At 70.0% G+C, this 15,339-nt stretch carries 11 protein-coding genes; 2 read left to right on the top strand and 9 right to left on the bottom strand.

Annotation, left to right across the window (positions count from 1 at the left end; genetic code table 11):
- Positions 1–46 precede the first annotated feature (46 nt).
- Positions 47–2,830, bottom strand: a complete 2,784-nt coding sequence (gene secA / locus H286_RS0101085; RefSeq protein WP_018188714.1) for a preprotein translocase subunit SecA — start codon at positions 2,828–2,830, stop codon at positions 47–49.
- 175 nt (positions 2,831–3,005) lie between these two features.
- On the opposite strand from secA, the gene H286_RS0101080 reads away from it, so the two are divergent.
- Positions 3,006–4,334, top strand: a complete 1,329-nt coding sequence (locus H286_RS0101080; RefSeq protein ID WP_020096766.1) for a hypothetical protein — start codon at positions 3,006–3,008, stop codon at positions 4,332–4,334.
- Positions 4,334–5,164 (top strand): serine hydrolase domain-containing protein, encoded by an 831-nt coding sequence (locus H286_RS0101075; RefSeq protein WP_020096765.1) that lies wholly within the window; start codon positions 4,334–4,336, stop codon positions 5,162–5,164. Before H286_RS0101080 ends, H286_RS0101075 begins: the two co-directional genes overlap by 1 nt.
- 74 nt (positions 5,165–5,238) lie before the next feature.
- Here the strand turns inward: H286_RS0101075 and hpf are convergent, their stop codons facing one another.
- From hpf to ahcY, 8 genes are all read right to left on the bottom strand, one after another.
- Positions 5,239–5,898 carry a ribosome hibernation-promoting factor, HPF/YfiA family gene (gene hpf, locus H286_RS0101070; protein WP_026303037.1) on the bottom strand — a complete coding sequence of 220 codons (660 nt, stop codon included), beginning with the start codon at positions 5,896–5,898 and terminating at the stop codon, positions 5,239–5,241.
- Between the two features lie 116 nt (positions 5,899–6,014).
- A complete protein-coding gene (locus H286_RS0101065) occupies positions 6,015–6,689 on the bottom strand; it encodes a ComF family protein (RefSeq protein WP_020096764.1) in 675 nt (224 codons plus the stop codon).
- A 95-nt stretch (positions 6,690–6,784) separates the two neighbouring features.
- Entirely contained in the window at positions 6,785–8,458 is a 1,674-nt protein-coding gene (locus H286_RS0101060; RefSeq protein WP_020096763.1) for an LpqB family beta-propeller domain-containing protein, read from the bottom strand.
- Positions 8,455–10,134: an MtrAB system histidine kinase MtrB gene (gene mtrB / locus H286_RS0101055; RefSeq protein WP_020665407.1), complete on the bottom strand. Its 1,680-nt coding sequence runs from the start codon at positions 10,132–10,134 to the stop codon at positions 8,455–8,457. Before mtrB ends, H286_RS0101060 begins: the two co-directional genes overlap by 4 nt.
- A gap of 19 nt (positions 10,135–10,153) precedes the next feature.
- A complete protein-coding gene (mtrA, locus tag H286_RS0101050; RefSeq protein ID WP_018188721.1) occupies positions 10,154–10,834 on the bottom strand; it encodes an MtrAB system response regulator MtrA in 681 nt (226 codons plus the stop codon).
- Between the two features lie 147 nt (positions 10,835–10,981).
- Positions 10,982–13,321 carry a catalase/peroxidase HPI gene (gene katG / locus H286_RS0101045; protein WP_020096761.1) on the bottom strand — a complete coding sequence of 780 codons (2,340 nt, stop codon included), beginning with the start codon at positions 13,319–13,321 and terminating at the stop codon, positions 10,982–10,984.
- Positions 13,322–13,363: 42 nt separating this feature from the next.
- The gene (locus H286_RS0101040) at positions 13,364–13,798 is read right to left on the bottom strand and encodes a Fur family transcriptional regulator (RefSeq protein ID WP_020096760.1); all 435 of its coding nucleotides are present in this window, start codon (positions 13,796–13,798) and stop codon (positions 13,364–13,366) included.
- A gap of 61 nt (positions 13,799–13,859) precedes the next feature.
- Complete coding sequence (gene ahcY, locus H286_RS0101035; RefSeq protein ID WP_020096759.1) at positions 13,860–15,317, bottom strand: adenosylhomocysteinase; 1,458 nt, start codon at positions 15,315–15,317, stop codon at positions 13,860–13,862.
- Positions 15,318–15,339: the final 22 nt, after the last annotated feature.

The following is a 15,339-nucleotide window of genomic DNA, read 5'->3' as shown; positions in this document are numbered from 1 at the left end:
GGCCAATGACGAGTCCGTGGACCGCCCGACGCCCGTCGGCTCGCCGTCACTTCTTCTTGCCGGACGCCCGTCGCTGCGCGCGGTTGCCCGCGTCTGTCGGTGCGGAACCGGCATCCATCTGCTGCCCGAAAGCCCCCCGCGGCGCGTCGGCCGGAGCTTCCTGCTCGGCCTCGCGCTGACGGGCCTTGCTGGTCGCGGCCTGCTGCACCTGACCGCGCTCGTTGCGCACCTCGACCTCGCCGGCGTCGTTGGGCGCCGTGTACTGGAGCTTCTGCGCGTCGATGTCGGGCGAGGCGAGACCCTTGGCCTCGATGTCGCCGCCCTCGGTCTGGCGCACCTCGACCTCGAGGTTGAAGAGGAAGCCGACGGACTCCTCCTTGATCTGCGCCATCATCGACTGGAACATCTGGTACCCCTCGCGCTGGTACTCGATGAGGGGGTCGCGCTGGGCCATGGCACGCAGGCCGATGCCGTCCTTCAGGTAGTCCATCTCGTAGAGGTGGTCGCGCCAGCGGCGGTCGAGCACCTGTAGCACGACGCGACGCTCGAGCTCGCGCATGGCCGGCTCGCCGAGCGTCTCCTCGCGCGAGCGGTAGGCGATCTTCGCGTCCGAGAGGAGTTCGCGCTTGAGGAGCTCGGGCGTCACCTTGCCCTTGCTGCCGCTTTCGGCGACGACCTCGTCGATCGTCACCCCCACGGGGTAGAGCGTCTTGAGTTCCGCCCACATGGCGTCGAAGTCCCAGCTCTCGTTGTGCCCCGAGCCGGTGTGCTCGTCGATGATCGCCGCGATGGCGTCCTCGATGAAGTGCTCGACGCGGGACGAGAGGTCGTCGCCTTCGAGCATCTGGCGACGGTCGGCGTAGATCGCCTCGCGCTGACGGTTGAGGACGTCGTCGTACTTGAGGACGTTCTTGCGGATCTCGGCATTGCGGGCCTCGACCTGGGACTGCGCGCTCTTGATCGCCCGCGAGACCATCGTCGACTCGATGGCCACGTCGTCGGGGAAGTTCGTGCGGGCGAGGATGGCCTCTGCCGCGCCGGACTGGAACAGGCGCATGAGGTCGTCGGTCAGCGACAGGTAGAAGCGGCTCTCGCCCGGGTCGCCCTGACGTCCCGAGCGACCGCGCAGCTGATTGTCGATGCGACGGGACTCGTGGCGCTCGGTGCCGAGCACGTAGAGCCCACCAGCCTCGACGACGCGGTCGGCCTCCTCCTGGACCTTCTCCTTGACGGCGCCGTAGACGTCCTCCCAGGCGGACTGGTACTCGTCCGGCGTCTCGACGGGGTCGAGGCCCTTCGCCTTCATCTCCGACACGGCGAGGAACTCGGCGTTGCCGCCGAGCATGATGTCGGTCCCACGACCGGCCATGTTGGTCGCGACCGTGACGGCGCCGTACCGGCCGGCACGGGCGACGATCTCGGCTTCGCGTGCGTGGTTCTTCGCGTTGAGGACCTCGTGCTTGATCCCCTTCTTCGCGAGGAGGCGCGACAGGTACTCGCTCTTTTCGACGCTGACGGTTCCCACGAGCACCGGCTGGCCCGACGCGTGCCGCTCGGCGATGTCCTCGACGACCTGCGCGAACTTCGCCTGCTCGTTCTTGTAGACGAGGTCGGACTGGTCCTTGCGGATCATCGGCTTGTTGGTGGGGATCGGGACGACGCCGAGCTTGTAGGTCGACATGAACTCGGCGGCCTCGGTCTCGGCGGTACCGGTCATGCCCGAGAGCTTCTCGTACAGACGGAAGTAGTTCTGCAGGGTGACGGTCGCGAGGGTCTGGTTCTCGGCCTTGACCGCGACGCCCTCCTTCGCCTCGATGGCCTGGTGGATGCCCTCGTTGTAGCGACGACCGACCAGGATGCGCCCGGTGTGCTCGTCGACGATCATGACCTCGCCGTTCATCACGACGTAGTCGGTGTCGCGCTTGAACAGGGCGAGCGCCTTGATCGAGTTGTTGAGGAAGGAGATGAGGGGCGTGTTCGCCGACTCGTACAGGTTGTCGATGCCGAGGTAGTCCTCGACCTTCTCGATGCCGGGCTCGAGCACGCCGATGGTGCGCTTCTTCTCATCGACTTCGAAGTCGACGCCCGCCTCGAGGGTGCGCGCGATCTTCGCGAACTCGGTGAACCAGCGGTTCGCCTCACCCGACGAAGGGCCCGAGATGATGAGCGGCGTACGCGCCTCGTCGATGAGGATCGAGTCGACCTCGTCGACGATGCAGTAGAAGTGGCCGCGCTGGACGAGGTCTTCGCTCCGCCACGCCATGTTGTCGCGCAGGTAGTCGAAGCCGAACTCGTTGTTCGTGCCGTACGTGATGTCGGCCTCGTACTGCTGCCGGCGCACCTCGGGGTCCTGACCCGACACGACCGTGCCGGTGGTCATGCCGAGGGCTCGGTACACGCGCCCCATCAGCTCGGACTGGTACGAGGCGAGGAAGTCGTTCACCGTGATGACGTGCACGCCCTTGCCGGCGATGGCGTTGAGGTAGGCGGGCAGCGCCGCGGTCAGCGTCTTGCCCTCACCCGTCTTCATCTCGGCGATATTGCCGAGGTGGAGGGCCGCGCCGCCCATGACCTGAACGTCGTAGGGACGCTGGCCGAGGGTGCGACTCGCGGCCTCGCGGACGGCGGCGAAGGCTTCGGGCATGAGCTTGTCGAGGCTCTCCCCCGCTTCGTAACGGGCGCGCAGCTCGGCGGTCTCGCCGCGGAGCTCCTCATCGGTGAGGTGCGCGTAGTCCTCTTCGAGGGCCGACACGGCCTTCACGACCTGCTGCAGCCTGCGCAGAACGCGGCCTTCACCGGCACGAAGCAGTTTCTCGAGGGGGTTCGCCACGGAGGATCTCCATCTGTCGATTCGGCATTCCGACGAGCGATGTCGGGATGCCGGTGCGCGGGACGCGCAGACATACACCGCCATGTTATCCGCCCGTGACCTACGAGGTTGCTGGAGGTCGCGGCATCCCCCGCCGAACGCCGCCGCAGCGCCCCCGGCCCGTAAGATCGGGCGCATGGCGGGATTCTGGGGAAGACGCAAGCGCGAAGACGCGGAGATCGAGGCACAGGATGCCGAACTCAGTCGGAAGGCCGGCGCTGCCCTCGTCGCCGCCGACGAGCGCATCCGCGTGACGGACGACGAACTCGCGTACGCCGAGATCGAGCTGGGTCGCGACGCCACCAAGGACCTCCGAGACGCGCTGGCCGCCGTGCGTCAGCACATGGGCGAGGCGTTCCAGCTGCATCAGCTCAACCACGACGAGATCCCCGACACCCCCGAGGAGCTCCGCACCCGCAACGCCCGCATCGTGCAGCTGTGCGAGTGGGCCGAGGACCTGCTGGACGACCGCACCGAATCTCTCGCCGAAGCCATCGCCCGCGCCCGTCGCGCACCCGAGATCATCGCCGGGATCCGCAGCGACGTGGCTCGACTGCGCGAGCGGCTCCCGGCCCTCACGGCGAGCCTCGAGCGCCTGTCGACGCGCTACTCGGATGCCGCGATGCGGACGGTCCTCGGCAACGCCGCGGAAGCAGCCCAGCTCCTCGACTTCGCTGAGCACAGCTCGGAGGTGTCGGAGCGTCGCCGCGACGCCGGCCAGCGCGAACAGGCCAACCTCGCACTCGAGACCGCGATCGAGGCGTCACGCCGTGCCGGCACCCTCGTCGAGGCCGTCGACACCTTCGAGATCGAGGCGCTGCGTGCGGAGTCGACGCTCGCCGCGATCGTCGACGACTCCCGGGACGACCTGATCGTGGCGCAGCCGCTGCTGTCGACACCCGCCGTGGCTGCGGCCGCCGCCAACCTCGAGGCGGCGCTCCGGTCGCTGACGCCCGCCGGCAGCAAGCCCGACCCGTTCGCCGAACTCACCCGGCTGCGCACGGCCAATGCGGCGCTCGACGCCGCCGTCGACAAGGCGCGCGAGCGCGCGGCGCGTCCCGTGCCCTCCGAAGCCCACGTGCACCACGCCATCGACGACGCCGACCGGCAGATCGGCGTCGCGCGCAGCGTCATCTCGGGCCACCGCGGCTGGATCGGCGCGGACGCGCGCACGCGCCTCGCCGAAGCCGAACGCGTCCGAGGCGATCTCGTGCGCTACGCGGGGCCGATCGACGAGGACGACCGCGACGAGGCGATGTCGCTCGCCCGCCGCGCCGCTCACCTCGCCGGCGAGGCCCTGCAGCTCGCCCAGCGCGACATCGACTCCTCGCGACCGGACGACTGGGGCTCCGGCGGCGGGTACGGCGGCCGCGGCATGGGCGGTGGCATGGGCGGGGGCAGCCTCGCCGGCGGCCTGCTCGGCGGGCTCGTGATCGGCGGCCTGCTCGACGGCATGTTCGACTGATGACGGCGCTCGACGAGGCGGTCGCCGCCTCGCAGGACTGGGACGTCCCCCACGCCTCGGTCGCGGTCGTCACCGCGGACGGTGCCGTCGCGGCATCCGCCGGCGATCAGGATCGCGTCTACCGACTCGCCTCCGTCACGAAACTGCTGAGCGCCTACGCGGCGCTCGTCGCCGTCGAGGAGGGCGCCCTGGCGCTCGACCAGCCCGCGGGGCCCCCTGGAGCGACCGTCGAGCACCTTCTGGCCCACACGGCCGGGTACGACTTCTCGTCGTCGGAACTCCGCGCCGCCCCCGGCGAACGACGCCTCTACTCGAACACGGGCTTCGAGGTGCTCGCCGACCTTCTCGAATCCGAGACCGGCATCGCCTTCGACGCCTACGCGCACGAGGCGGTGTTCGCACCGCTCGGGATGTCGCACACGACGATCGGCGATTCCGCCGCGGCGGGCGGTTCCTCGACGAGCGCTGACCTCGCCCTCTTCGCGGCGGAGCTGCAGCGGCCACGCCTCCTCGATCCCGCGACGCTCGACCGCGCGACGGGGGTGTCGTTCCCCGGCCGACGCGGCGTGCTGCCGGGCTTCGGACAGCAGGCGGAGAACGACTGGGGCCTGGGACTCGAGATCCGCGGGACCAAGAGCCCGCACTGGACGGGATCGCAGAACTCCCCCGAGACGTTCGGGCATTTCGGTCAGGCCGGGACGTTCCTGTGGGTCGACCCCCGAGCCGGCGCGGCGCTCGTGGCGCTCACCGATCGCCCGTTCGGCCCGTGGGCCGCCGACGCGTGGCCGCCGTTCAGCGACGGCGTGTTGGCTGCGCTCGCGGCCGACTGAGACTCCCCGCCACGGAAACGAAGAGAGGGTGGATGCCGCGCGGCATCCACCCTCTCCCGTCAGGTCGTGTCAGGTCAGGAGGCGAGCTCCGCCGGTGCGGCCGTGGTGGTCAGGGAGATGACGCCGTAGTCCCAGCCCTTGCGGCGGTAGACGACGCTCGGCTGGTCGGTGCGGGCATCGATGAAGAGGAAGAAGTCGTGACCGACGAGTTCCATCCGGTCGACGGCGTCTTCCACCGTCATCCACTCGGGGTCGAACCGCTTGGTGCGGATGACGACGGGGGTGTACTCCTCTTCGTCCTCGGCGCCCGTAATGATCGGCACTTCACCGGTCGCCACGGCGCGGATGACGTCGACCGAGGCGGGCTGCACGTCGATGCCCTGGAGCGTCCCGGTGCCCTTCTCGAGCTTGGCGCCGCGGGGGTGGTTGCGGAGGTCGACGCGCTTCTCCTTCGCCCGGCGGATCTGCTCGCCGAGCTTGGTCATGGCGAGATCGAGAGCGGCGAACTTGTCGCCGTCCACCGCCTCGGCGCGGACGACGGGACCCTTGCCGGTGAGGGTGACCTCGACGGTCTCGTCCTCACGACCACCGTTGTGATAACTGCGATGCGTCACCTTGATGTCGAGCCGCTGGGCCCGGGGGGAAAGGTGCTCGATGCGGGCGGACTTCTCCTCGACAACGGAGCGGAATCGGTCGCTGACGCTCACTCCCACGCCGACGATACTGATCTCCATCGTGACCTCCTTGTTCCGGTCCACCCGGTCAAGGGCGGACCTCGGTTCGCCTTGTGTCCCCCCACCGTAGTGCCACACCCGCCGCGTGTCACGACCTGATCACGATGAATCGCCACTCAGCCGCCTATGGCGCGGCGGAGGGGCGTCGCGGCGACCGTCACCGCCCCCGCCACCGTGATCCCCCGCACCCTGAGTGCCCGAGCCGCCTCGTCCAGGGTCGCCCCCGTCGTCACCACGTCGTCGATCAGCACGACGGACCGGCGCTCCAGTCGACGCGCCGCACCCGCCCGCACGCTCATCGCGCCCGCCAGGTTGGCCGCGCGCTCGGCGCGGCTGAGCACGCGTTGATCCGCCGTCGCCCGTGCAACCGACAGCAGCGGGAACGGCCGCCAACCGGCCCGGCGGCACAGGAGGTCCACCGGCGCGTACCCGCGTCGGCGAAGCGACACCCGGCTCGCGGGGACCGCCACCGGCACCGCGTCGACACCCGCCGGCCACGCGCTCCGCAACGCCGCACCGAGCGGCCGGGTGAGCCCGGTCCTGCCGTCCTCCTTGAACGCCCGGATGACGCGGGCAGCGACCCCCTCGAACACGAGGGCGCTCCGCACCTCGAGTCCGCTCGGGAGCCGTCGCGACCGCGGAACGGGGTTCACCTCCTCCTGGCATCCCTCGCAGAGGGTCTGATCGGGCAGGTCGCACCCTGCGCACGAAACCGGGAAGACCACGCAGAGCGCCTCGTCGAGGGCGAGACGCAGGCGAGACGGCGAACCGGTGACGGCGGGATGCGGCATCCCGCCATCGTGCTTCCGGTGCCGGAGCACGGGGGCTCTTCCATCGTCACCCGCGGAGACGGGTGGCGCCGCGGGCGCCTGGGGAGGAGGAGGTGTCAGCCGGGCTGACCCTGCTGCACCGCCAGCACGCTCACGTCGGCGGCGAGCACCTGCCACGATCCACGCTGCACGTACAGGCTGCCGTCCTTCGTGAGCAGCCGGACGCTGCCGCTCTGGTTGCCGCCGGCGATCGCCACGACGCCGTCGGGCGCACGCACCTCGGTGCCCAGCCCGCCGACCGTCTGCTCGCGCACGACGCGCTGTTGACCGTCCGCGAACACGAGAGCCACCGTGGAACCGTCGATCCAGGTGAGGTCGATCCCCCGACCGCCGATGTTCGCGACGACGAGAGGGTCGCCGATGGACGTGGGGGCGCCGTCCTTGTCGCGGATGATCCCGGCGACCCAGACGGACCACCGCCCTCCGGCGCGGACCAGTGCCGCCACGCGGGCGCCGTCGCGCGAGACCCGCATCGCCGTCACCCCGGCGGCGCCGACCCAGCCGGCGGGGATCTTCTGCGCACTGCCGTCACGGCCGTACGCGACGACCTCGGTCGGCTGATCACCCGGGACGGTCCAGATGTATCCGTAGGGGTCGATGGACGGCGCGGTCATCCCCGGGCGCGTGTCGAGTTCGGTCCGGGTGCCGTCGGAGTCCACGCGGAGGATCGCCCCCGAACGGGTCCGCACCGCCGCCGTCGTGCGCGCGGCATCCGTCTCGACCGCCTCGGCCTCGACCTCGGAGAACGCCTCGCCGAAACCGACCACCTGGTCGATGTCACTGCCGGAGAGGAACCCGAACGTGCCGTTCTTCAGGACGAGGGGTCGGGTGTCGACCGCGGTCGACCGGGTCGTGCGTGCCGTCACGTCGAGGGGTTCGTCGCCGACGAGCATCTGCACGTCGAGGATGCCGGCCCCCGCCAGGCTCGCGTCGAGCTGAGCCTTCATGCGGGCCAGAGTCTCGCGGGAGAGGTCGCGGATGGACGGATCGAAGGAGATCTGCGCGATGCCGGACTCGACGGGCACGGACGGCTGGGTGAGGGTCACCTCGCCCGTGAACGCCGAACGCACGGACTCGCCGAGCCAGGGACTCTGCGTGCCGGAGACGAGCGCCGCGGTGATGCGCGTGGCCGGGTTGGTCGAGGGGAACCAGCGCACGTCGGGGATCAGCACCCGCCAGGACGGATCGAAGTAGGACAGGTCGTAGCTCTGGAACACCGACCCGAAGCGGTTCGCGTCGAGGACGATGCCGTCGGGCGCCTGCGAGATGCGCCACTGCCCCCGCTCCTTCTCGAGCGAGAAGGTGAACGGGATGCGACCCGCCTCGGCGGGCTGGTACGAGCCGGTGGCGTCGACGTTGGCGACGGGCTGCACCGTGAAGACGATCTCGTCGTCGGCCGGCGAGGAGATCGAGCTCTCCCCGGGGGTGTACACGGTGACGCCCGCCTGCGGCTGCCACTTCTGCTTGAACGAACTCGTGAGGAACTCTTGGGCGACCTCCCAATTGCCCCGAGGTCCCGAGCCTGCCGCGATGAACCCCTCGACGATCTGCTGGGGCGTCGCGTCGCGCCCGGGCCCGTCGGGGACGTAGGAGAAGTCCGGCGGGCCCTCGACCTCGTCGATCGCCTTGCCCACGTGGACGGGGCCGCCGACGGGCAGACCGGCGCAGGCCGACAGGGCGAAGGCGAGGATCACCGCGACCGCAGTGGCGAGTCCGCGACGAAGGGTCATGGGGTCTCCTCCCGCGGGGGCAGGGTGATCGGCTGGGTCAGTCCGAGGTTCCCGAGCGCTGCGTCGTCGCGCGGGTCGAGCTCGATCGGTGAGCCGCCGGAGAGGTGCTCCCCCACGCGGCGCGGCAGGGTGAGGACGAAGTGGCTCCCGCCGCCGAGCTCCGACCACACCTCGAGGGTGCCGCCGTGCAGGCGAGCATCGCCGAGAGCGATCGACAGGCCGAGTCCGGTTCCGCCGATCGTGCGGCGTCGCGAGGGATCCGCACGCCAGAAGCGGTCGAAGACGCGCTCGGTGTCGGCCTCGCTCATGCCGAGTCCGAAGTCGCGCACCCCCAGCGCCACGGCGCGCTGGTCGCTGTCGACGGTCACCACGATCGGCCTGCCCTCACCGTGCTCGATGGCGTTGCCCAGAAGGTTGCGGACGATCCGGCGGATGCGGCGCGGGTCCATCTCGACCGGCGAGTAGCCGCCGGGGGCGACGAGTCGGACGTCGCTGCCGTGCTGCTCGGCGAGCTGGGCCATCGACTCGATCGTGTCCTCGGCCAGGTGGGCGAGGCTCGTCGGCTCGACCTCGAGCTGCACCGACCCCGCGTCGTAGCGGCTGATCTCGAGGAGGTCCGCGAGAAGGACCTCGAACCGCTGAACCTGGGCGTGGAGGAGTTCCGCTGCCCGCGCCGTCGACGCGTCGAAGTCGTCGCGCTGGTCGTTGATCATGTCGGCCGCGAGACGGATGGTCGTCAACGGCGTCCGCAGCTCGTGCGAGACGTCGGACACGAACCGCTGCTGGACGAGGGAGAGCTCGGCGAGTTCCTTGATCTGGCCCTCGATGCTGTCGGCCATCGCGTTGAAGGAGCGGCCGAGCGTCGCGAACTCGTCCTCGCCCCGGACGGGGAGTCGCACGGCGAGATCGCCCGCCGCGAGCTTCGCGCTCGTCTCCGCCGCCTGCGCGATGGGGACCGTCACCGACCGGAGGACGAAGAGCGAGATGCCGCCGATCAGGACGAGGAGCGCGAGCCCGACCACCCAGAGGGTGACCTGGACGAACTGCAGGGTCTGCGCCTCCGAGCCGAGGTCGTACGCGAAGTAGACCTCGTACGCGCCTGCTTCGGGAACGATGAGCTGCTGCCCGACGATGATACCGGGCGTCTCGCCGCCGTCGGATTCGGGGATGCCGATCGACTGCCACCACTGCCGGTCGGCCGACAGCCGCACGCTCTCGCGCAGCTCGGGCGAGATCATCGACTCCTCGAGCCCGCCGGACTCGAAGTTCTGCGGCGCGATCGCCGAAGGTTCGTCGTCGATGCGGAAGACCGCGAGCATCGACGTCCCCGCCTGGCGAGACAGGATCTCGCGGCGCACCTCATCCATGAGCACCTGGAGCGCCACCTCGTCACTGTCGACGACGGCCGCGTCGAACGTGCTCTGCGCGGCCTGCGTGGCGCGCTGCGCGGCATCCTGCACCTGCTCGGCGCGGGACTCGTACAGATCGGTGAGGATGGCGAGCGACATCCACACGAGCGCGACGAGGATCGTCAAGGCCGTGAGCGTCAGGGTGACCGACAGGGTGCGGAAGCGCAGGGATCGGCGCCACAGGAAGCGGATGCGGCGTTGCCACGACTTCCAGTCCCGCCAGGGCGGGACGACCGTGTGGGTGCCGGTGCGCGCCGTCACCGACACGATCGGATGCTCCGCCCGGTCACACGGCCGCGCCGGCGCGATACCCCACGCCGCGCACCGTCGTCACGATCTGCGGGTTGTCGGGGTCGCGCTCGACCTTCGCCCGCAAGCGCTGGACGTGGACGTTCACGAGGCGCGTGTCGGCCTTGTAGTGGTAGCCCCAGACCTGCTCGAGCAGCATCTCGCGGGTGAAGACCTGCTGCGGCTTCGAGGCGAGGGCGACGAGCAGCTCGAACTCGAGCGGGGTGAGGGCGATGACCCCGTCCGCGCGGCGCACCTCGTGAGCGGCGACGTCGACCGTGAGGTCGCCGATCCGCAGATTCTCGGACTGGGCCTCGGCGGTCGGTCGCAGCCGGGTGCGGATGCGGGCGACGAGTTCCTTCGGGTTGAACGGCTTGACGATGTAGTCGTCGGCGCCCGATTCGAGTCCCCGCACCACGTCGGCGGTGTCGGTGCGAGCGGTCAGCATGATGATGGGCACGCCGGATTCGGCGCGCACCCGCGTGCACACCTCGATGCCGTCCATCCCCGGCAGCATGAGGTCGAGCAGGATCAGATCGGGGCGTTCGTCGCGCCACGCGTCAACGGCAGCCGCACCGTCCGCGCAGAAGGCGACGTCGAAGCCTTCGGTGCGCAGCACGATGCCGATCATCTCTGCCAGGGCGGTGTCGTCGTCGACCACCAGGATGCGCGATGTCATAGAGCCGATGTCGTCCTTCAAGGGTGGCGGATGCCGGTGCTCCGCCCACGGGTGAGTCCACAGTAACCGACGTGCGGCCGGTCCCGCCCGGACGACGCACGGCCCCTCCCGTGAAGGAGGGGCCGTGCGTCGTGACGGCAGCGCCGGTCAGGCGTGCAGGTCGAACCGGTCGAGCTCGGTGACCTTCGTCCAGGCGGCGACGAAGTCGCGGACGAACTTCTCAGCGGCGTCGTCCGAGGCGTAGACCTCGGCGATCGCGCGGAGCTCCGAGTTCGAGCTGAACACGAGGTCGGCGCGGGTGCCGACGCCGATCTGCGAACCGTCCGCCGTGGTGCCGCGGAAGGCGTGCGAGCCGGGGTCGAGCGGCGTCCAGGTCGAGCCGAGGTCGAGCAGGTTCACGAACACGTCGTTCGTGAGCACGCCCGGTCGGCCGGTGAACACGCCGTGGGACGAACCGTCCCAGTTCGCGCCCAGTGCGCGCAGGCCGCCCACGAGCACCGTCATCTCGGGAGCGCTGAGGGTCAGCAGGTTCGCCTTGTCGATGAGGTGGTGCTCCGCCGGGAGGAACGCGTTCGGTCCGTAGTAGTTGCGGAATCCGTCGGCGACCGGCTCGAGGTAGCCGAACGACAGCTCGTCGGTCTGCTCCTGCGACGCGTCGGTGCGGCCCGGACGGAACGGCACGGTGACGTCGACTCCGGCATCCTTCGCGGCCTTCTCGACGCCCGCGTTGCCCGCGAGCACGATGAGGTCGGCGAGCGAGACCTTGATGCCGCCGGTCTGCTCGGCGTCGAAGTCGGCCTTCACACCCTCGAGCGCGGCGAGGACGTGCTGCAGCTGCTCGGGGTTGTTGACCTCCCAGTCCTTCTGCGGCGCGAGGCGGATGCGGGCGCCGTTGACGCCGCCGCGCTTGTCGCTGCCACGGAAGGTGGATGCTGCAGCCCATGTCGTCGAGACGAGCTGGGCGACCGTGAGACCGGTGGCGAGGATGCGCTCCTTGAGCGCAGCGGCATCCGCGTCGTCGATCAGCGCGTGGTCCACGGCGGGCACCGGGTCCTGCCAGATGAGCTCCTCCTGCGGGACCTCGGGCCCGAGGTACCGCGCGACGGGGCCCATGTCGCGGTGCGTCAGCTTGAACCAGGCGCGGGCGAACGCGTCACCGAAGGCGACGGGGTCGTCCTTGAAACGGCGCGAGACCGCGTCGTAGGCCGGGTCCATCCGCAGGGCCAGATCGCTCGTCAGCATGCGCGGCTCGCGACGACCGTCGGAGTGCGCCAGCGGCACCATGTCGGCACCGGCGCCGTTCTTCGGGCGCCACTGGTGACCGCCGCCGGGGCTCGTCATGAGCTCCCAGTCGTAGGCGTACAGGATGTGGAAGAACTCGTTGTCCCAGCGGGTCGGGTGGTAGGTCCACGTGACCTCGAGTCCCGACGTGATGGTGTCGTCGCCCTTGCCCGTGCCGTGGTTGTTCTTCCAGCCGAGACCCTGCTGCTCGAGGCCGGCGGCCTCGGGGTTGTCCTCGACGTTCGTGTCGGGGGCGGCGCCGTGGGTCTTGCCGAAGGTGTGGCCACCGGCGATGAGGGCGACGGTCTCCTCGTCGTCCATGCCCATGCGGCCGAAGGTCTCGCGGATGTCGCGAGCGGACTTCAGCGGGTCGGGCTCGCCGTTGGGACCCTCGGGGTTCACGTAGATGAGACCCATCTGGACCGCCGCGAGGGGCTTCTCGAGGTTGCGGTCGCCGCTGTAGCGCTCGTCGGCGAGCCACGTGGTCTCAGGGCCCCAGTACACGTCGTCGTCCGGCTCCCAGACGTCGGGGCGTCCGCCGCCGAAGCCGAAGGTCTCGAAGCCCATGGTCTCGAGCGCGACGTTGCCGGCGAGGATCATGAGGTCGCCCCACGAGAGCGCCTGGCCGTAGGTCTTCTTGACGGGCCACAGCAGGCGTCGAGCCTTGTCGAGGTTGACGTTGTCGGGCCAGCTGTTGAGGGGTGCGAAACGCTGCTGGCCGGTGCCGCCGCCGCCGCGACCGTCGGTCGCGCGGTAGGTGCCGGCGGAGTGCCAGGCCATGCGGATCATGAGCGGGCCGTAGTTGCCGAAGTCGGCGGGCCACCAGTCCTGCGACGTGGTGAGGACGGCGGCGATGTCGGCCTTCACGGCGAAGAGGTCGAGGCTCTCGAAGGCGGCCTTGTAGTCGAAGTCCTCGCCGACCGGGTTGCCGACGGCCGGGTTCTTCTTGAGGATGCGGAGGTTCAGCTGATTCGGCCACCACACCTGGTTGGCGGTGCCGACGGTGGGATGCGGCTGGCCGCCGTGGTTCGCACGGTCGGCGCCGGGTGCCGCGTGGATGACGGGGCAGGCGTCGGCGGTGTTCTCCCGCGGCCGCGTCTCGCCGTCGCCGCGCTCATCGACCGGGGTGTCGATGGGGGTGACGGCGTGGTCGACGTCGGTGGCCTCGGCGCCGAGGGGCTCGGCCTGGGGGTCACGGTCGCTCATGGTGATCCTTCCGTTCGGGGTGGTGAAAGAGGGCGGATGGGTTCAGGCGGCGGCCTCGGCGGCGCACGCGCCGCAGAGACCCCAGTAGGTGACCTCGGCGGAGGCGATCCGGAAGCCGTGATCGTCCGACGGATGCAGGCATGGCGCGACGCCGACGGCGCAGTCGACGTCCTGGACGCGGCCGCAGGACGTGCACACGAGGTGGTGGTGGTTGTCGTCGACGCGCAGCTCGAACAGCATGGGTTGACCGGCGGGCTCGATGCGGCGGACGAGCGCGGCATCCGCGAAGTCGTTCAGCGCGTTGTAGACCGACTGACGGCTCGCCTTGGGGAGTTCGCCCGCCACGTCGGCGAACACCGCGTCGGCGCTCGCGTGCGGATGGGCGGCGAGGGCGGCGAACACCGCGAGCCGCGATTCCGTCACCCGGAGCCCGGCATCGCGGAGCGCGACGGCAGGGTCTGCGGCGAGGTCGGTCATGCGATCAGCCTACGCGCTCTTTTGATCCATTCAAAAGAAAATGCGCTCGGGCGTGTCGGCGTCAGTATCGGTAGTGGTCGAGCTTGTAGGGGCCTTCGACGGGTACGCCGATGTAGGCGGCCTGCTCGTCGGTGAGCTGCGTCAGCCGCACGCCGAGAGCCGACAGGTGCAGGCGGGCGACCTTCTCGTCGAGCGCCTTGGGCAGGACGTACACACCCGTCGGGTACGCGTCGGTCTTCGTGAAGAGCTCGATCTGAGCGAGGACCTGGTTCGTGAACGACGCACTCATGACGAAGGACGGGTGCCCCGTCGCGTTGCCGAGGTTCAGCAGGCGCCCCTCGGACAGGACGAGGATGCTGCGCCCGGTCGGCAGCCGGAACTCGTGCACCTGCGGCTTGATCTCGATCTTCTCGACGCCGGGCAGAGCCTCGAGGGCGGCCATGTCGATCTCGTCGTCGAAGTGGCCCACGTTGCCGACGATCGCGAGGTGCTTGAGCGAGAGGAGGTGGTCCACCGTGACGACACGGGTGTTGCCGGTGCCGGTGATGACGATGTCGACCTGGTCGGCGACGTCCTCAAGGCGTGCGACCTGGTAGCCGTCCATCGCCGCCTGCAGCGCGCAGATCGGATCCACCTCGCTCACGATGACGCGGGCGCCTTGGCCGCGGAGCGCCTCGGCGGCACCCTTGCCGACGTCGCCGTAGCCGACGACGAATGCGACCTTGCCGCCGATGAGGACGTCCGTGGCCCGGTTGATGCCGTCGGGCAGCGAGTGGCGGATGCCGTACTTGTTGTCGAACTTCGACTTCGTGACCGAGTCGTTCACGTTGATGCCGGGGAAGAGCAGCTTCCCGGCGGCGTGGAGCTCGTAGAGGCGGTGGACACCGGTCGTCGTCTCCTCGGTCACACCGAGCAGCCCCCCGGCCAGGCGGGTGAAGCGCTGCGGATCGCGGGCGAGGCTCTTCCGGAGCGTGTCGAGGACGATGCGGTACTCGCCCGAATCGCCCGTCGTGGCATCCGGAACAGCACCGGCGGCTTCGAACTCGACACCCTTGTGAACGAGGAGGGTGGCGTCGCCGCCGTCGTCGAGGATCAGGTTCGGCCCGTCGAAGCCCTCGTCCGACCAGTCGAAGATGCGATCGGCGAGCTCCCAGTACTGTTCGAGGGTCTCGCCCTTGAACGCGAACACCGGCACGCCGGCGGGCTCGGCGACGGTGCCGCCCGGACCGACGACGACCGCTGCCGCCGCCTCATCCTGGGTGGAGAAGATGTTGCAGCTCGCCCACCGCACCTGCGCGCCGAGGGCGACGAGCGTCTCGATGAGGACCGCCGTCTGCACCGTCATGTGCAGCGAACCGGCGATCCGCGCTCCGGCGAGGGGCCGGGAGTCGCCGTACTCCTCGCGGAGGGCCATCAGACCCGGCATCTCGTTCTCGGCGAGGCGGATCTGGTGACGACCGGCTTCCGCGAGCGAAAGATCGGCGACGACGTGTTCGATGGTCTTCACGGGAGTGGGCACGCGCCCATCCTGCCACGCAGGG

The sequence above is a fragment of the Microbacterium sp. 11MF genome, assembly GCF_000383475.1.
GTDB lineage: Bacteria > Actinomycetota > Actinomycetes > Actinomycetales > Microbacteriaceae > Microbacterium > Microbacterium aquilitoris.
The sequence above is the reverse complement of the archived record's forward strand: the minus strand, read 5'-3'. Positions and strand labels throughout refer to the sequence as shown.

Bases quoted from the DNA above. Each gene is read 5' to 3' on its own strand.
- H286_RS0101080 (WP_020096766.1), top strand. From the start codon at position 3,006: ATGGCGGGATTCTGGGGAAGACGCAAGCGCGAAGACGCGGAGATCGAG.
- H286_RS0101075 (WP_020096765.1), top strand. From the start codon at position 4,334: ATGACGGCGCTCGACGAGGCGGTCGCCGCCTCGCAGGACTGGGACGTC.
- hpf (WP_026303037.1), bottom strand. From the start codon at position 5,898: ATGGAGATCAGTATCGTCGGCGTGGGAGTGAGCGTCAGCGACCGATTC.
- H286_RS0101065 (WP_020096764.1), bottom strand. From the start codon at position 6,689: ATGCCGCATCCCGCCGTCACCGGTTCGCCGTCTCGCCTGCGTCTCGCC.
- H286_RS0101060 (WP_020096763.1), bottom strand. From the start codon at position 8,458: ATGACCCTTCGTCGCGGACTCGCCACTGCGGTCGCGGTGATCCTCGCC.
- mtrA (WP_018188721.1), bottom strand. From the start codon at position 10,834: ATGACATCGCGCATCCTGGTGGTCGACGACGACACCGCCCTGGCAGAG.
- katG (WP_020096761.1), bottom strand. From the start codon at position 13,321: ATGAGCGACCGTGACCCCCAGGCCGAGCCCCTCGGCGCCGAGGCCACC.
- H286_RS0101040 (WP_020096760.1), bottom strand. From the start codon at position 13,798: ATGACCGACCTCGCCGCAGACCCTGCCGTCGCGCTCCGCGATGCCGGG.